Origin of the sequence: uncultured Phenylobacterium sp. (assembly GCF_902826855.1) — a bacterium.
In the GTDB taxonomy this organism is placed as follows: Bacteria; Pseudomonadota; Alphaproteobacteria; order Caulobacterales; family Caulobacteraceae; genus Phenylobacterium.
This window is the reverse complement of record NZ_CADEGK010000030.1, coordinates 12766-29838: the sequence shown is the minus strand read 5'-3', so window position 1 is coordinate 29838 and position 17073 is coordinate 12766. Positions and strand designations below refer to the sequence as shown.

Here is a 17073-nt window from a genome sequence, read left to right as displayed (position 1 = left end):
AGGTAGAGGCCGAAGAAGAACAGGTAGAAGACCCACTGGGCGGCCACCACCACGAAGCGTTCGAACCCGGTCGGCTTGGCGACCTCGATGAACGTCATGAGGTGCATGCGCTCGTTCTCGGCCTCATCCATCAGGGTCTTGATCCAGCCGCGGTCGTCCTCCATGCGGCGCAGACATTTCAGGTGGTTGAGCGTGGCTCCGACCATCCCGGGCACGGCGGCGACCGTTTCCAGCACCACGGCGCGGTGGCCGTAACGTTTGGCGAAGAACGTGTCGGCGCAGAACCGCAGCGCCTTCACGAAGCCGAAGGCGATACGATCCGAGACACCCTGGGGTGCGTGGTGGGCGGTGGTGTCGATTTCCGGACCGGTCATGGCAAAGGGCCTTTCAGAACTGGGTGCGGGCTTCCCGCGGCTTGGCAAAGGGATATCCAACCCGCCGGCGTCCTGACATTCGGGAGCGGTCCCTACGTACCAAAGCGGAGGCAAGCTCGGCCGCGGGCGCAGCCCGTCGCCAGCGGGTGACACCTATATGACGTTGCGTTCGCGAGCGGCGCGGTCAGGCGCTCGCCCACGCCCCTGAAGCGGGCCATGCCGCCCTGCTAAAAGAAACGGCCTAGCTGCCGGCGATCTGGCGGGGCTGGGCAGGCAGCGGGCGCGCGCCATCGCCGACCAGGGTGAACGGCGCCCAGAAGTAGGGATGCGCGTATTGCGGGTCAGCCTGCAGGGCCGCCTGCGAGCGTTGGAGGGCGTCGGCGAAGGTCGGCGCGCTTGAGGCGAACAAGCCGGTCATCAGCCGCACCGCCGACTCCGACTCGATCGACCAGTGCGAGACGATCAGCGCTCGTGAGCCCGCATAGATCATCGCCCTGGTGAGCCCGCCCAGCGCCTCGCCGCCGCCGGTGAGGCCGGTGCGGTCCACGGTGGCGCCGGCCCCGCCGGTGTCGCAGGCGGCCAGCACCACGAGGTCAGCGTCGATCTTCAGGTTCAGGATCTCGCTGGAATCCAGCAGGGCGTCGCTGTCGCCCTCGCCCAGCGAGGTGACCAGGGCCGGCTCCGGGACGCAGGCGTCGGGCTGCGGCAAGAGGCCGTGGGTGGCGAAATAGAGCACCCGGTAGTCGGCCAGGTCTGTGCGATCACGCACCGCGTCGTCGCTGAACGCCGCGCCGGTCACCACGGAGCCCGGCGTGCCCAGGCTGGCGCCCACCGCGCGCACCTCTGCCAGCGTCTCAGGCAGAGCCTCGATGCGCAGCAGCGCCGTGCGGGTCGCCCCGCACACCTCCTCCAGCACCGCGCTGCGCCGCAGGAACGAGCGGGTGACCGAGGTGAACGCCTTGGGGTCGGTGCGCGGCAGGTTCGGGTCCGCGAAGCCTAGGTAGGGCTGCTGCGCCCGCGACGGGGCGAAAGCGCGCGACTGCAGGAAACTGGCCCCGGAAACCACCAGCGAGGCGCTAGACCGCGTGCCCAGCCAGGCCACCTTGGCGTAATCGGTGTCGCCGTCCGCGCCCTGGCGGATGGAGGCCGCGTCGGTGACGAAGAGGGACACCGGCAGAGAGAGCAGCGCTCCGTCCGGTTCGTAGATCAGGTGCCGCGCCGCCAGCACCTCGGCCTTCACCGGGCCCATCAGCTGGTCGAACAGGGCAGCCGAAGCCGCCGCGTCGAACGGGAGCAGCCGCTCCGACGGCTCCAGGGCCGTACGCACACGCGTGACCGCGGCCAGCACCTGGGCGCGGCTCATGCCCACGGCATAGGGTTTCACCGTCGTGGGCGTTACCAGGACGCCGTAGGTCCGCCCGCCGAGCGGCAGCAGCTTCAGGTAGACCTCGCCGGCCCGCAGCGCTTTCTGCACTTCGCCGACCGGGGCGCCCGGCGCGACCAGCTGGTTGTAGCGAGGATTGGCGGCCAGCATGCGGGCTTCGAGGGTGTCAGCCTCGGCCTGCTCGGTCTTCAGCGCGGCTTCCATCTCGACCCGCACGGCCTCGGTGTAGGCGCCGTCCGCCTGCAGGGCCGCGATCTGGCTCTCTGTAGCGCGCAGCCGGCGACGCGAGTCCTCAAAGGCCCGCGACAATCCGGCAATGGCGCTGTCGCTCGCCGCCACGCGAGCGGCCAGCCGGTTGACCGTCTCGGCCGTGGCGCTGGAGACCACCGTCTGTGAGGCGTCGAAGAACCGCCCCGCGTAGTCGACCGCCTTACCTGGATCGCCGTCGATAGCCTTCAGCAGCAGGTCGAAATAGGGCTGCGCCTGGTCCACCGAGGCCCCCAGCCCGCCCCGCTGCTCGGTGAAGATCGCCATAGCGCGGCCATAGCTGGCGAGCGCATCGGCCTCGCGACCCGCCGCGGCCTGGGCGCGGCCCAGGTCGAGCAGCAACGCGCCTTCGGTGGCGCTTCCGGCGTGGCGGGTGCGTAAGGTTGTGATGGCGCTGTCGTAGCGGGCGGCGGCCTGCGCGGCCTGCCCGGCCTTCAGGTCCAGGCTCGCCAGGTCGGCCTCGACGCGGGCCTGGAGCCAGGCCGTACGCCGCCCGACGGTGGCGCTGCGCAGCAGGGCCTCGCGCGCCCGCTCCAGCGCGGCGCGCGACGCGGCGGCATTTCCACGCGCCGCCTCGGCCGTGCCGATCACCTGCCAGGCCTGGGCGTCCTGGATGGCCAACTGCTCACCGATCGTGATCTTGCTGTTGGCGATCTGGCTCTGGGCGGCCGACGGCTGGTTCAGGCGCCGCGCCAGGCCGGGGTCGATGACGAGGCCGCCACCCGCCGTCGGCGGCCGCCGCTCGGCGGGGCGGTTCGCAGCGCCTTCAGGAGTCGAGGCGCGCAGGGCCATCGCCTGCTGGGCCGCGGCGATCGCCGGAGCGAAGCGGCCCCGGTTGCGCTCGTGCAAGGCGCGGTAGTTGAGGCCCCGGGCCCGCAGCAGCGGCTCGCCCGCCGGGATCAGCCCCTCGGCCTCGGCGAAGAAGCCCTCCGCCTCGGCGAAACGCCCGTTGTTGGAAATGTTCATCGCCAGGTTCAGCAGCGCCTCGGCCCGCTGGCCGGCCGGCGCATTGCGCACTTCCGCCTCGCTGGCCAGGGCGCGGAACGCGGTCTCGGCCTCGTCGAAGTTCCACTCGTTGTTCTGCACATAGCCGCGGGCGCGCAGCCGGTCGGGATCGGCCGCCGCGGCCGCCTCGGCGGCGGCCAGGCCGCTCATGTTCGGAAAGTCCGCGGCGATCTCCGCCTGGGCGGCCGAGGCCTGCACGGCCGTTGACGCCGGCGGCTTCACCTGCCCCAGCGCCACCCTCAGCCCGGTCTCGATCACGTCGGCAAGGGGCGCCAAGCCCTCGGCCACGGTCAAGGTTCCACCCCCCTCGGCCATGAACGTCACATAGGGCGCGCCGCCCTCGCCCATTCGGCAGGTTGCGAGCGAGGCGGCCAGGCCGCGCGGCGCCGCTTCGACCGGGCCGCACTGGGCCCGCGCGGCCAGCGCCGCTTGCCAGGCGGCCTTCTGGGCGATCGGCAGCTGGTAGATTCGGCCCAGGCTGGCGGCGTAGCCCCGGCAGCGCAGTCGCCAGGCCTTGGCCGCCCCCTGTCCCAGGGGGTCCTGGTAATCACGCACCGCCTCGCAGATGGCCCCGCTAGCGCCGCTCTGGCCCAGGGCGAAACGCTCCGGCGCGGCGGCGGCCGCGGCCGTCACGCCGACGGCCCAGGCCGCGAGGGCGGCGATCATCAGGCGCGCGCTCATTGGTCCCTCCGCCAGATCTCTTCGTTGCCCGTGCCCGTGACAACGGCCTCGTCGTCGTCTTCGTCGTCGTCGACCCGCGGCGGCGCGGTGAGCACGGGCGGATCGATGGCCGCCGCCGCGGCGGCCGGCTGGAAGGATTCGATCCGGAAGGCGGTCGAAGGCGTCGCGACCGCGCAGCCGATCCCCAGTGGGCAGCCGTTAAAGCGCGCCGCGCTGGAGAAGGCGGTCTCGCTGCCGGCCGTGATGCGCCGGGAGAAGGCGGCCTGGCTGCCCGAGATCAGCCCCGTCTCGTCGGCGAGAGAGCCGAACAGGTCGACGGCCTCAGGTCCGCCACCGATGACCAGCAGCGACTCGGAGGCTGGGATGCCCTCGCCGGTCAGGTAGATGCCTGCCTCCGGTCCCCCCACAGCGGCGGTGTTCTGCTGCAGGATCCGCCCGCCTGCGGACAGCTCCGCGCGGCCGGCCACCAGGAAGAGATGGCCGATCTCGTCGCCTTCCGCGGCGACGCCCGAGGGCAGGCCGCCGGCGAGGTCGATGTCTGACGAGGACGTCTCGTCGATCAGCTCGATGAAGCGGGACGAGCCGATCAGGATGTCGTCCCCGGCATTCAGCTGAACGCCCGCGAACCCGCTCGCCTCGGTGAAGCCAGCCAGGGCGTCGCCCTGCGCCGTCCCGAGCGAGCCGGAGATGAGGATGCGGCTGGGCTTGAAGAGGGCGTCAGACGCGGCTTCGCCAATCTGCAGGATCCCGCCCGAGCCGATCACCTGGACGCTCCCCAGGACGCTGACCTGCCGCCCTGTCCGCGCGAAGAGGTTCAGGCGCGGAACCTTGGTCACATCGAGCGTCAGGTCGTGGACCTCGAAGTCGCCGTAGGCGGGGTTGGGGTTCCCCGGCGTGGGCACGGTCTGGCCCGCATAGAGGTTGAGCGCGCCGGTGACGCGGATGCGCTGCAACTCGGCGTCGGTGAGGCCGGGTTCGATGGCGCCTCCCAGCCGGAAGCGGCCCGCGGAGCCTTCAATGGTGAGGTTTGCGGCCGTGAAGCTGGTCGTCAGGTTCATCTGCGGCGTGCGGATCAGCGCGTCGCCGGAGATACTCACGGTCCCGAGACTGACCATGAGAGAGGTGGCGGTGAACGTCGGCGCCGTGACGGTCCCGAAATCGAGGCTCGTGTTCGAGCCTGCGGTGACCGACGTCGCCCCGGTCACGGAGCCGACGGTGGCGGCCTGGGCGGACAGGATCTGGACGATGGCGCCCGAAATCGACGAGACGCTCGTCGGCCCGCCGGTGTTGACCAGGAGCGTGCCGCCCCCGCTGGTCACCTGGTTCCCGAAGACACCCTGCAAAGTCATCAGGGTGATACCGCCACCGGCTGTTACGGTGTCGAACTGAAAGTCATTGAAACGGCTGCCGACGAAGATGTCGGTTCCGGAGGTGATCGTGGGGATGTTCACCGGACCGGAGGCGTTCACGACGGTGTTGCGGAAATTCACGCCGGCGTCGCCTGAACTCACGCCCCCCGGGATGTTGACCACGTTCCCAACGATCACCAGGCCCTGGCCGGAGCGAACCTTGGTGGCGTTGAAATCGCCCAGGAGCACGCCCGTCGCGCCCACATCGATGGGGGTGAGGATGACGTTCACGTTGCCGTCGGCATTGATTTCGCCCACCCGCACACTGCCGCTGGTGACGCCGGGCACCTGGAACTGGAGCTGCCCGTTCGCGCCCGGTTGGCCCAGGATGATGTTCCGTCCGGTGGTGATGGTGACCTGGCCGTACTCGTTGAACGAGGATTGTGCGGTCAGCAGGCCGGGGGCGTTGATCAACTCGCTCGCGAGGGCGGCGCGGCTGTAGGCGGCGAGGTAGATGGTGCCCGAGGTGGTCTGGCCGGCGATGCTGAGCGCCTGGGCATTGGGCGTGCCAGCCGCGCTGTTCGGCACGATGAAGGTGAACAGCGTCAGGTCGTTGTTGAAGGTCGGGAAGAACTGGATCTCGTAGGTGTCGGCGCCGCCGTACAGCGCCGTGCCGTAGTCGCTGACGGTGGCCGTGGAGCCGGCCGCGGTTGTCACCAGGGGGGCCACCAGGGCGATGTGAGCGGTGGCGTTCAGCTGGGCGCCCGACGCCACGGTCACCGGCCCGCCGCTTCCGGAGCCGGTGAAGGGGATGTTGACGTTGGCGGGGTTGAGGAAGGCCGCGGTGTTCGCCAAGGCGCTGGTGGCCAGCAGGCCGCCCACGTCCACCCGAGCGTTGGGTCCGAACGCCACGCCTTGCGGCGAGTAGAACCAGACGTTGCCGCCGACCGGATTGGAGGCGGAGGCGGCCGTCCCGAAGTTGGCGACGATCTGGCCATCGATGTTGACCGGCGAGTTGGCGACACGGTTCAGCACGATCCAGTTGCGCTGATCGAACAGGAACTGAGCGGACTGGCCGGCGAGAACGTCGAATGAGTCCCAGTCGATGATCGTCCGTTGCGCGTTCAGGTTCACCGACACGTCGGACGATCCGAAGGTGATCGCAGGCTGGGCGCCGCCCGGGTTCACCAGCGCCGGCGTTCCTGCCGGCACCGGTAGCGCCGCCGCCTGGCCGGCGGCCATCAGGGCCCCAGCGGCCGCGCCGCAGGCCAGGAGGCTGGAGAGGGTTCGGGACGAACGCATCATGGCTCCTCTCGCACTCAGAAGAAGCGGGCGGTGAAATTGACCAGCAGGCGGCCGGGCGGCCGCTTGCGCTCGAAGGCGCGCTTCTCAAGAGGATGCGCGTAGCCGACGTCCAGCACCCATCGCTCAAGGATCGGGAGTTGCACGCCGCCGCCGACGGAGCTGACCGTCTCGTCCCGCGCGCCGGTGTCTCGGTCGCTCGTGTGGGCTATGTCGAAGAAGGCGTAGGGGCTGAAGACGAACCCGGAGCGCGGCTGGAACGGCCCGCCTCGCAGCTCGAAGCTCGCGGCGATCGCGCTGTCGCCGGAGATGTAGGCCGGATCGTAGCCGCGCCCGATGGTCAGCGAGCCCACAGCGTACTCCTCGTAGGCCGCCAGCGGCTTGCGGGAATACTGCGCGTCGATCGCCACCCGCGCCTGGAGCCGCGGCCCCAGCAGGGCCAGCACATCGGCCCTGGCGCTTGCCACCCAGGCGCTGGTCCGCGCCTCGGCCCGGGACAGCAGCCGGTCGCCTGCATCCGTCGCACCGAGCCCCTCTAAGCCGCGTCGGACCCCGACGTCGCCGCTCACGACCATCGGCCGATAGCCCCACCAGTAGAAGGTGCGGTTGGCCTCGGCCCGGGCGTAGAGGATCCTCAGGTCGTCGTTGATCAGCCGCCCGCCGCCGCTCAGCCTGGTGTCCTGGTCCACCACCTCCAGGCCGGCGGCCACCGACAGGTTCTCGCGGCGCTTGCGCACGAGCGGGTAAGCCGCCTCGAGATTGGCCACCAGGCTGGTGCTCTTCAGTCCCAGTCCCTTGAGCACGTCGCCCGGCCGGCTCTCGCCATAGGCGGCGGACGCGCGCACCACCCAACCCTCGCCGCCCAGCCGCGCCTCCTCCAGCCCCTGGACCACCCACTGCTCGTTGCGGATTGTCCGATAGACGGCGAATGAGGTCTGTTGGCCCCAGGCGGTGTGGGCGTTCACGTCATAGCGGGCCAAGACGCCCCAGCGGCCGGTGGTCTTGGCCTGCAGGTTCTGGGCGTTGACGATCAGGTCCTCGGCGTTGCGCTCGACGTTGAGGTCGAGATCCACGGCGCCACGCGCGCCGGACGCGTTCGGCCGCACCGAGGCCCGAACCCTCAGACCCGGGACGTCGGAGGCCAGCAGGACGTAGCGCTGCACCCGGTTCACGTCGAAGGGCGCCATGCCGCGCAGCTTGCTGGCGTACCGCTCCAGGGCGGGGCCGGCCGGCCCCGGGTCGCCGCGCACCGTCACATTGACGATGTGAGCTTCGATCACCTCCAGGGTCACGGCCCCGGCGTCGATGGTCTGGGCGGGGATCTCCACCCGCGCCAGCAGCCCGCGGTCGAAGAGCGCCTCCGCCAAGCGGTCGCGCACCTTGCAGAGATCGGCCGCATCGCCCTGGCGGTTCAAGAGATCGGCGTAGGCGCCCTGCAGCTCGGCCGCCGGCACGGACTCCAGCCCGCGCAAGGTCACCGAAGCGATCGTCAGCGGCGCTGGGTCCACCGCCAGGGGGCACGGTCCGGCGCCGGGGTGCGAGAACAGGTCGGGGGCCGGCGGCGCCTGCTGGGCGCGGGCGGCAGGATTGAGTTCCTGGCGTGTCGGCGCGACACTCACCTGGGCGTGCGCAATTCCGGGCGCAGCGATGATCGCCAATACCCCGGCCGCGCCGAACCGCGCTGCGGGAAGCCGCATTACTCACATCCCCCCGGAGCGCCCCGTGTCGGCGTTGCGCCGGGCCCGAAGGCCCATGTTTCCGAGCGTCGCCCGTGCATGGCGGCGGCCGTGGGCGGCAGTATCACGCAGTTATGCGGTTGAGACGCAATGGGGAATCTGGCTGCCCCGGCTTGGAACGCCGGTTCCGCCTCAGGTGTTGACCCCTGGAACAGGCGCCGCGGGCGCCGCCCCTCCGAGGTCCCTTCATGTATGTCCTGCCTGAGCTGCCCTACGGCTACGACGCACTGGCGCCGCTGCTGTCGCGCGACACCCTGCACACCCACCATGACAAGCACCACAAGGCGTATGTGGAGAAGACCAATGCCCTGGCCGCCAAGGCCGGACTGGCCGGCCGACCGCTCGAGGACGTGGTCCGGGAGGCGCACAAGCGGGGCGACAAGTCCCTGTTCAACAATGCCGCCCAGGCCTGGAACCATGCCTTTTTCTGGAAGTGCATGCGCCCGGCCGGCGCGGCCGAGCCGACCGGCGAGCTGGCCCAGGCGATCCGCGGCTTCGGCGGCCTGCAGGCGCTCAAGGACGCTTTCGTCGAGGAGGGCGTCGAGCACTTCGCCTCGGGTTGGGTCTGGATCGTGACGGGCTCCGAGGGCCTGCGGGTGATCTCCACCCACGATGCGGAGGACACCCTGGTCCGAGAGGGGCTGTTCCCGCTGTTGGTCTGCGACCTGTGGGAGCACGCCTACTACCTGGACTACAAGAACGACCGGAAGGCCTTCCTGGAGCGCTGGTTCGAGAGCCTGGCCAACTGGGAGTTCGCCGCCGCGCAGCTCGCCGCATCGGACGGCCAGGGTGATGGGTTCCGCTACCCGCCGCCCCAGCGTGACCCGGACCGCGACGCCGACCTCAGCGAGACGATCCGGCCGAGCCTCTAGACGTCAGCGGACGAAGATCCGCCGGGTCCACCGTTCGGAATATCGCCCGTCCTTGTAGCAACGGGCCTCGCGACTGTTGCAGCGGACGCCCGGCTCGGGGCTCCACTCGCGCCGGCGATCGCGGTCGCGGTCCCGGTCGTTGTCCTTGTCGCCGGCCACCAGCGCGCCGACCACGATGGCGCCCAGCACCAGGCCCGCAATTGCGGCGGAGTTGTCCTTCTTCTCGCCGGGGGCCTTCTTCGGCCGCACGTTGTAGACGTCCAGGCCGTAGGTCCGGTTGGCGCGCACATCGTAGACGCAGCTGTAGTCGAAGCGCGCAGCGCCGCCATTGCGGTCCTCGAACTCGCCCTCCCCGCGCACGGAGATCTCGCCCCGCCCCTGCGACAGGGGCGTCGAATTGGTGATCCGCACCCCATAGGCTTGGGGATACTGATCGCGGACCTCGCCCTGCAGCGCGCCACCGCAGGCCTCGGTGGCGTAGCGGTCCTCGCGAGGCTGGGCATTGGCGGCCACGGGCGTCAGGCCCTGCATGGCGAGGGTCGCGATCACGAGGGGGGTCAACGCGCGCATATTCGGTCCTTGGCTCGGGGCTTCACCCGATAGTGTCCGACGAGCTTGGCCATGGAAAGCGGCAAGGCCGCCTTCGCTCGCGGCTTGACCGCCCGGGGGTCGGCCTGCCACGGCAGGCGGCGATGATCCTCACCCTCTCCTGCGACGACCGTCCCGGCATCGTGGCCCGGGTCTCGGCCCTGCTGTTCGAGCGCGGCGCCAACATCCTCGACGCCCAACAGTACAACGACCAGGAGACTGGCCGCTTCTTCATGCGCGTGGTGTTCGACCCCGGCGAGGCGGACGCCGAGGCCTGGCGCGCCGCCGTGCGGCCGCTGGCCGAGACCTACGCCATGACCTGGACCCTACGCGGCCGGACGGAACGCCGCCGGGTGATGATCCTGGCGTCGCAGACCGACCACTGCCTCTCCGACCTGATCTGGCGCTGGCGGCAGGGCGAGCTGCCCCTGGACATCACTGCGGTGGTCTCCAACCACCCGGCCGCCAGCTTCCCGCATACCGACCTGCAGGGCATCGCCTTCCGCCACCTGCCCGTGACGCCGGAGACCAAGCCCGCCCAGGAAGCCGCGCTGCTCAAGCTGATCGAGGAGACCGGGACCGAACTCGTCGTCCTCGCCCGCTACATGCAGGTGCTCTCCGGCGACCTGGCGGGTCGGCTGGAGGGCCGCTGCATCAACATCCACCACTCGTTCCTGCCCGGCTTCAAGGGCGCGCGGCCCTACCACCAAGCCCACGGCCGCGGCGTGAAGGTGATTGGCGCCACCGCCCACTACGTCACCGCCGACCTCGACGAGGGCCCGATCATCGAGCAGGACGTCGAGCGCATCAGCCACCGCGACACCCCCGCCGCCCTGGTCCGCAAGGGCCGCGACATCGAACGCCGCGTCCTGGCCCGCGCCGTGCGCTGGCACATCGAGGACCGCGTGCTGCTGAACGGCCGCAAGACGGTGGTGTTCACCGACTAGATGACCCGCCTGGCCCTGGTGATGATCGCGCGCGACGAGGCCCACGCCATCGGCCGGGCCCTGGACAGCGCCCGCGCGCACGTCGACCGCATGATCGTGTTGGACACCGGCTCGGTCGACGACACGGTCGCCATCGCCACCCGGCATGGGGCGGAGGTGCGCCACTTCACCTGGGTCGACGACTTCGCCGCCGCCCGCAACGCCGCCCTCGCTCATTCCGACGCCGCCTGGAACCTGGTGCTGGACGCCGACGAGTGGATCGAAGGCGGCGGCGAGGCCCTGGCGGCGCTGGCCGCCTCCGGCGGCGAACGCGTGGGCCTGGTGCGGCTGGAGAACCAGACCGACACGCCGGGCGGGGAGGCCTCGAACGTCTGGCTCCCCCGCATCCTGCCCCGCGGCGTGCGCTACGAAGGCCGGGTGCACGAGCAGCCGGTGGGCGCGAAGGGCAGTTTCCGAACCACCCTCGTCCTCGGCCACGACGGCTACACCGCCGCCAACCTCGAACGGAAGGCCGGCCGCAACGAGGCCCTGCTGATGGCCGAACTGCAGAGCGCGCCCGAAGACCCCTACCTCTGGTACCAGCTGGCCCGCGAGCATCAGGTCCGCGATCGCCCGCCACAGGCGGCGCTGTGCTTCGCCGAGGCGTTGCGCCTGGCCCCGACGGACGTCCCCTGGCGCCACGGCCTGGTGGTTCGCGCGCTCACCGCGCTGAAGACCGCCGGCCGCCTGGAGGAGGCGCTGGACCTGGCTGGGGCCGAGATCGACCGCTGGCCGGGCTCCCCCGACTTCTATTTCGCCCTCGGCGACCTCTACCTGGAGTGCGCCAGCCAGGCGCCGGAGCGCGCCGCCACCGACTTCCTGCCCATCGTCGAGTCAGCGTGGAAGCGGTGCCTGGAGATCGGCGAGCAGCCCAGCCTCGACGGGTCGGTGCCGGGCCGCGGCAGCCATATGGCGGCGCACAACCTGGCGGTCTTCTACGAGACCCTGGGCCGCAAGGACGAGGCGGCGCGCTATCACGCGATCGCGGCGCGCCGCGGCTGAGCGGAGCCTGGCGGCAAGTGTACGCTATCCGCCGCGACGCCAATCCTCACTTCCGACCCCGTTGCAGACCTGTCGCGCCGACGTCGCCGCCGTTAGCAGCGCAACGCCCGACGAGGGCAATTCACGCATGGCCCGACCAATCGGAACGAGGCACGATCCCGCCTCGCTCTGCGTGAGGTCGCGCGCCGACCTCTGGAAGGAAGCGCCTTCGGCGATGTAGAGCGGGTTGATGAACCCGAAGGCTGGGAACCCTGGACGCGGTGCGCCCAGATGCTGCACATGCTCGAAACCCAACGGCCTGAGCAGGGCCAAGTGCCAGCCGCTCTCTTCCAGAACCTCCCGACGGAGCGCCTCCTCGAGCGTTTCGCCGGGCTCACGCCGGCCGCCGGGTAGGATATGGCGGTAGCCGTCCCGGAGACGCACGACGACAACGCTGTTGCGTCTGAACACCACGGCACGAACAGAGAAGGCCAGGACTTCCGGCCACCCATGGTCGGTGACGTATGTACGGGCGCGCACCGGAGCATGGTCGTAGCGTCCCTCCCGATCAGACAGCGGGGTCAGATGTGTGATCGACGCGGTGAAGGCGTCCGCCACATCATCACGGGTCGTTGCTGTGGGCGGGCCGGACATCCGCCGAGGATGGCTTTGTCTAGGTCTGCAAGCCACCCTTCTCGGGTTTCCCAGGGTCCGCTTATCGGTCGTGCTCGCAAGTGGGAGCGCGGGCCCTCTACACGAACTTCGGCTTCCGCTTCTCCCTGTGCGACGCCAGCCCCTCGGCCGCCTCGGGCCCCGTGAAGGCTAGGAACTCCAGCGCCAGGGAGGCGTCGAAGGCCGGGCCGGCCGTGCGCAGCCAGTGGTTCAGGGCGTGCTTGGTCCAGGCGATGGCGCGGGGCGCGCCGTTGGCGAGCTTGGTCGCCACTTCCAGCGCCTTGGCGTCCAGGTCGGCGTCGTCGGCGACCAGGGAGATCAACCCGATGCGCTCGGCTTCCGCCCCGTTCAGGGGGTCGCAGGTGAGCAGGTAGTACTTGGCCTTGGCCATGCCGCAGAGCAGCGGCCAGACGATAGCGGCGTGATCCCCGGCCGCCACGCCCAGCCGCGTATGCCCGTCGATGATCCGGCAATCGGGCGTGGCGATCGAGACGTCGGCCAGGAGGCCGCAGACCAGACCGGCGCCCACCGCTACCCCGCGCATGGCGCTGATCACCGGCGTCTGGCAGTCGATGATGTTCATGACGATGTCGCGCGCCTCGCGCATCGAGCGCGCGCGAATCTCGAAGTCGTCGACGATCCCCTGGATCATCTCGAAGTCGCCACCGGCCGAGAACGCCGTCCCCTCGCCGGTCAGGATGGCGCAGCGCACCTCCGGATCGGCGTCCACGTCGCGCCAGATCTCGGCCAGCTCGCGGTGCATCACCGTGTCGGCGGCGTTCAGCTTGCCCGGATTGCTCATGACGATCCGCAGCACGCCGGCGGCGGGCCGCTCGAACTTCAGGCGTTCGTAGCGGGCGTAACGGTCGGCCATTCGGGCCTCCTCAGAAGATGGTGTAGCCGCCGTCGATGACGAAATCGTCGCCGGTGTGGAACTTGGACGCGTCGGACGCGAGGTAGACCGCGATCCCCGCGAAGTCCTCCCACTCGCCCCAGCGCCGCATCGGCACCCGGCCCTGGATGACCTTTTCGTTGAACTTGTCCCAGGCCTGGGAGCCGGCCGTCATGTCGGTGGCGATCCAGCCCGGCACGATCGAGTTGGCCCGCACGCCATAGCGCGCGTATTCCACGGCCAGGCCGCGCACCATCGAGAGCACCCCGCCCTTGGTCGAGGCATAGGCCTGGTTGCGCGGCGCCCCATCGATCGCCGAGGTCGACGACGTCACCAGTAGCGACCCGCCCGGATCGCCGGCCTTGGCGCGTTCGATCAGGTGCTTCACTACCTCGCGAAAGGTCCAGAAGACGGCGTCCAGGTTGATGGTGGTGACGCGGCGCCAGCTCTCGGTGGTCATCGTCTCGAAGGCTCCGCCCCCGCCCACGCCCGCGTTGGCGGCGCAGAAGTCGATGCGGCCGAACCGGGCCAGCACATCGGCCACGCCCTTAACCACGGCCGCCTCGTCGCCGACGTCCACCTGCATGGCCACCGCGTCAACGCCATGCGCTTTCAGCGCCGCCTCGGCCTTGGCGTTCTTCTCGGGGTTCTGGCCCCAGACGGCGACCTTGGCGCCGGCCTGCGCCAAGCCCTCGGCCATCCCCAGGCCGATGCCGCCGTTGCCTCCGGTCACGAGCGCGACCTTGCCGGTCAGGTCGAAGGGTTTGAACGCCATCTCACCAGTCCTCCCGTTGTTGGGAGCGAGTTGTTGCTGGCGCCCCTGCGTCGGTCAAGGCGGCGTGGCCCTTTCCGCCCGGCGCCGCTTCATGTCACGATCAGCGCGGGCGAGAGGGGTTGGAATGCGGCGGCAGACGGTGCTGGTTCTCTACTTGACCAACTCGGCGCTGGATTCGGCCGTGGTGGGCTGGAGCCGCTACGACGGCACGGGCCAGACGCGGCACATGGCCGGCGACGCCGACGAGCCGCCCTATCGCACGGGCCTCGAGGCCCTGAAGGACGGCTGGCGGCTGTTCCAGGCCTCCCAGCTCCTGCCCCATACGCCCGGCGCGGAGTTCGACGTGAGCTACCTCAAGTACGAATTCTGGTTCGAGCAACTGTCGGAGGTCGCGCCATGAGCGAACTGCCCTTGCTGGACGCCCGCACCATGGCCGGTTTCGCCGCCCGCGGCTTCCTGCGGATGGACGGCGCCGTGCCCGAGGAGATCAACGCCCAGTTCCTGGCCGAGGTCGGCGAGATCGCCGGCCCCGAGCCGGGCCGCAAGCTGCGCAGGACCTACGGCGAGGTGCTGGCCCGGGCCGCCGTCCCGGAAGTCCCGGCCGGCACGCCGCTGGCGCGGGCCTATCCGCAGGGCTCGGCCATGGCCCGGCTCCTGGAACTGCCCGTCGTGGCGGGCGCGATCCGCAGCCTCGTGGGCGAGGCCCCCACGTTCGACCATCATTTCCTGCACGTGACCTTCCCGCCCGCCTATCACGAGGCGGGCGGCGGCGAGAACGTGTCCCAGCACACCCACCAGGACTCCACCATCGACCCGCGGCAGGCCTTCGATCTGCAGATCATGTACTACCCGCACGAGGTGACCCGCCCGATGGGCGGCACCCGGTTCGTCCCCGGCACGCACCTGCGCAAGGTCAGCGAGGCGGCGCTCGGCCGCTATCAGAACGTCCGCGGCCAGCAGCACATGGTGTGCGGCGCCGGGACCCTGCTCTTTCTGCACTCCGGCATGTGGCACGGGGGCGGCGTGAACCTCTCGGACCGGACGCGCACCATGTTCAAGGTGCGGATGAACCCGTCGGCTTCCCAGGTGCGCCAGTTCGACCTCTCGACCCTCGAACGCGCGGCCGCCCAGCGCCCGATCTTCTACCTGAAGGGGCCGCAGCCGCCGAGCGTCGAACAGATCCTGATGACCCCCGAACCCTGGTTCGAGGACGACACCGGCCGGCTCGAGTTCATCAACCGCGTCAAGCTGTGGCGCTACCTCACCGGCGACGCCGGCTATGACGCCGACTACTGGCTGACCCGCCTGGAGAACCTGGCTACGGCCTAAACGACTTCCACCTCTCGGACGTTGTCGATCCCGGCGCCCTTCAGTGCGGCGATGAGCTCGCCAACCACCTCGACCAGCTGGCCCACATCCCGGCTGCGCAGCACCAGGTTGGAGCCGTAGCCCTCGGCGCCGAAGAACGGGTAGCTGCCCAGCGACATGTCCGGATGGGCCTTGGCCACCGCCTCGAGGGGCGCGGCGATCGCACCCTCGCCCGATCCCTCGACCCGCACGGTGCGCGAGACGGTGGGCCGCCCGCCGCGCATGCGAGGCCCGACATCCTCCAGCATGCCCCGCATGATCTGCGGCACGCCGGCCAGAGTGAATACATTGCCGATCGCGAACCCCGGCGGCCCCTGCACGGGGTTCTTCACCAGCACGCCGCCCACCGGCACCCGCGCCATCCGCCGCCGCGCCGCGTTCAGTTCGCCGGTCCAGCGGGCGGTCATCATGGCGATGATGTCCGGGTGCTCCTCAAGCTCAACCCCGAACGCCGCGGCCACCGCGTCGGCGGTGATGTCGTCGTGCGTCGGCCCGATCCCGCCGGTGGTGATCACGTAGTCGTAGCGCGCGCGCAGCGCGTTCAGCGCCGCGATGATCTCCTCCATCACGTCCGGCACCGTGCGGGTCTCCGCCAGGTCGATGCCGATCACGCCCAGATAGCGGGCGATGTCACGCGTGTTGGTGTCCTGCGTGCGGCCGGACAAAATCTCGTCGCCGATGACCAGCACGGCGCAGGTGACGCGGTCTTCTGCCGGCAGGGCCATGCGATCTCCGAGGTTGCTCGGGCAACTGTAGGCGAGGGACGGCCCAGTCTCCAAGCCACGCAACCGTTTCCAGGCTGGCGCGTTGGGCGCTCGGGAGGATGCGCCTCCGGGGACAACACATGAAACTTGCCACCGTCACTGCGGCCCTCGCCGCCGCCGCCTTCGCCGTGAGCCTGTCGGCCTGCACCCAGAAGCAAGAGGCCGACCCGCCCGTCGCCGCGCCGCCGCCGGCGACCGAAATCACCGTCACCCCGCCGGAAGTCACGGTGACGCCGCCGGCCGAGGCGTCCACCACCAGCGAATCCACCACCACGACGACCTCGCCCGATCCCATGACCGGCGATCCCGGCTCGTCGACCACCACCACCACGACCACCGAAAAGAAGTAGGCCGCGCCGGTCTGCGAGGTTTGGAGCCCCGACCCGTCGGGTCGGGGTTTCCGCTCGCCTGGGTCCAGGGTTAGTAGATCCCGCCCATGGACTTCCCCAGCCCCCTCGCCCGCGGCCTGCTCGTCAGCCGCTACAAGCGCTTCTTCGCCGATATCGTCCTGGACGACGGCCGCGAGATCACTGCCCACTGCCCCAACCCCGGCGCCATGCTGGGCCTGAACACCCCGGGCCTGCCGGCCTGGGTCTCCCGCTCCGAGGACCCCAAGCGCAAGCTGGCCCACACCCTGGAGCTGCTGGAGGCCGACGGCGGCCTGGTCGGCATCAACACCATGCACCCGAACCGGCTGACCGCCGAGGCGCTGGCGGCCGACGCCATCCCCGAACTCAGCGGGTACGCCACCCACCGCCGCGAGGTCCGCTATGGCGTCAACTCCCGCGTGGATTTCCTGCTGGAGCACCCGGACCGCTCGCCCTGCTGGCTGGAGGTGAAGAACTGCCACCTGCGCCGTTCAGGCAGCCTCGCTGAGTTTCCTGATTGCGTGGCCGCCCGCTCCCTGAAGCATCTGCGCGAACTCACCGCCATGGTCGAGGCGGGCCAGCGCGCGGTGATGCTGTTCGTCATCCAGCGGACCGACTGCGACGCCTTCGCCGCCTGCGCCGAGCTGGACCCGGCCTATGCCGCCGGCCTGACCCGGGCCGCGGTCGAGGGCGTCGAGGTCCTGGCGTA

16 protein-coding genes are annotated in these 17073 nt (G+C 70.4%); 7 read left to right on the top strand and 9 right to left on the bottom strand.

Going from position 1 to position 17073, the window contains the following annotated elements:
• From QZV94_RS06590 to QZV94_RS06575, 4 genes are all read right to left on the bottom strand, one after another.
• On the bottom strand, positions 1-374 hold a 374-nt coding region (locus tag QZV94_RS06590; protein WP_293677012.1), incomplete at its 3' end, for an alternative oxidase.
• Between the two features lie 241 nt (positions 375-615).
• The gene (locus tag QZV94_RS06585; RefSeq protein ID WP_293677011.1) at positions 616-3711 is read right to left on the bottom strand and encodes a CHAT domain-containing protein; all 3096 of its coding nucleotides are present in this window, start codon (positions 3709-3711) and stop codon (positions 616-618) included.
• Positions 3708-6365 (bottom strand): filamentous hemagglutinin N-terminal domain-containing protein, encoded by a 2658-nt coding sequence (locus tag QZV94_RS06580; RefSeq protein WP_293677010.1) that lies wholly within the window; start codon positions 6363-6365, stop codon positions 3708-3710. The genes QZV94_RS06585 and QZV94_RS06580 overlap by 4 nt, the downstream gene beginning before the upstream one ends.
• Before the next feature lie 14 nt (positions 6366-6379).
• Positions 6380-8059 (bottom strand): ShlB/FhaC/HecB family hemolysin secretion/activation protein, encoded by a 1680-nt coding sequence (locus QZV94_RS06575; RefSeq protein ID WP_293677009.1) that lies wholly within the window; start codon positions 8057-8059, stop codon positions 6380-6382.
• A 227-nt stretch (positions 8060-8286) separates the two neighbouring features.
• On the opposite strand from QZV94_RS06575, the gene QZV94_RS06570 reads away from it, so the two are divergent.
• Positions 8287-8970 carry a superoxide dismutase gene (locus QZV94_RS06570; RefSeq protein ID WP_293677008.1) on the top strand — a complete coding sequence of 228 codons (684 nt, stop codon included), beginning with the start codon at positions 8287-8289 and terminating at the stop codon, positions 8968-8970.
• Between the two features lie 3 nt (positions 8971-8973).
• On the opposite strand, the gene QZV94_RS06565 is transcribed toward QZV94_RS06570, so the two are convergent.
• The gene (locus QZV94_RS06565) at positions 8974-9540 is read right to left on the bottom strand and encodes a hypothetical protein (protein WP_293677007.1); all 567 of its coding nucleotides are present in this window, start codon (positions 9538-9540) and stop codon (positions 8974-8976) included.
• 122 nt (positions 9541-9662) lie between these two features.
• Here QZV94_RS06565 and purU point away from each other — a divergent pair, with 122 nt between their 5' ends.
• Both purU and QZV94_RS06555 read left to right on the top strand, forming a co-directional pair.
• Positions 9663-10505: a formyltetrahydrofolate deformylase gene (gene purU, locus QZV94_RS06560; RefSeq protein WP_293677006.1), complete on the top strand. Its 843-nt coding sequence runs from the start codon at positions 9663-9665 to the stop codon at positions 10503-10505.
• The gene (locus tag QZV94_RS06555) at positions 10506-11546 is read left to right on the top strand and encodes a glycosyltransferase (protein WP_293677005.1); all 1041 of its coding nucleotides are present in this window, start codon (positions 10506-10508) and stop codon (positions 11544-11546) included.
• Between the two features lie 24 nt (positions 11547-11570).
• On the opposite strand, the gene QZV94_RS06550 is transcribed toward QZV94_RS06555, so the two are convergent.
• The 3 genes from QZV94_RS06550 to QZV94_RS06540 all read right to left on the bottom strand — a co-directional run bounded on the left by QZV94_RS06550 (position 11571) and on the right by QZV94_RS06540 (position 13864).
• Positions 11571-12179, bottom strand: coding sequence for an NUDIX domain-containing protein (locus QZV94_RS06550; RefSeq protein WP_293677004.1), 609 nt, complete (start codon positions 12177-12179; stop codon positions 11571-11573).
• 97 nt (positions 12180-12276) lie between these two features.
• Positions 12277-13071: an enoyl-CoA hydratase/isomerase family protein gene (locus QZV94_RS06545; RefSeq protein WP_293677003.1), complete on the bottom strand. Its 795-nt coding sequence runs from the start codon at positions 13069-13071 to the stop codon at positions 12277-12279.
• A 10-nt stretch (positions 13072-13081) separates the two neighbouring features.
• The gene (locus QZV94_RS06540; protein ID WP_293677002.1) at positions 13082-13864 is read right to left on the bottom strand and encodes an SDR family oxidoreductase; all 783 of its coding nucleotides are present in this window, start codon (positions 13862-13864) and stop codon (positions 13082-13084) included.
• 124 nt (positions 13865-13988) lie between these two features.
• On the opposite strand from QZV94_RS06540, the gene QZV94_RS06535 reads away from it, so the two are divergent.
• Together QZV94_RS06535 and QZV94_RS06530 are read left to right on the top strand one after the other, a co-directional pair.
• Positions 13989-14264, top strand: a complete 276-nt coding sequence (locus QZV94_RS06535; RefSeq protein WP_293677001.1) for a hypothetical protein — start codon at positions 13989-13991, stop codon at positions 14262-14264.
• Complete coding sequence (locus tag QZV94_RS06530) at positions 14261-15193, top strand: phytanoyl-CoA dioxygenase family protein (RefSeq protein ID WP_293677000.1); 933 nt, start codon at positions 14261-14263, stop codon at positions 15191-15193. Before QZV94_RS06535 ends, QZV94_RS06530 begins: the two co-directional genes overlap by 4 nt.
• On the opposite strand, the gene QZV94_RS06525 is transcribed toward QZV94_RS06530, so the two are convergent.
• Positions 15190-15957: a competence/damage-inducible protein A gene (locus QZV94_RS06525; protein ID WP_293676999.1), complete on the bottom strand. Its 768-nt coding sequence runs from the start codon at positions 15955-15957 to the stop codon at positions 15190-15192. The two genes, QZV94_RS06530 and QZV94_RS06525, sit on opposite strands and share 4 nt — an antisense overlap.
• Before the next feature lie 119 nt (positions 15958-16076).
• On the opposite strand from QZV94_RS06525, the gene QZV94_RS06520 reads away from it, so the two are divergent.
• Both QZV94_RS06520 and sfsA read left to right on the top strand, forming a co-directional pair.
• Positions 16077-16346 carry a hypothetical protein gene (locus tag QZV94_RS06520; protein ID WP_293676998.1) on the top strand — a complete coding sequence of 90 codons (270 nt, stop codon included), beginning with the start codon at positions 16077-16079 and terminating at the stop codon, positions 16344-16346.
• An 86-nt stretch (positions 16347-16432) separates the two neighbouring features.
• Positions 16433-17073, top strand: a 641-nt coding sequence (gene sfsA, locus QZV94_RS06515; protein ID WP_293676997.1) for a DNA/RNA nuclease SfsA, incomplete at its 3' end; no start/stop codon positions are given.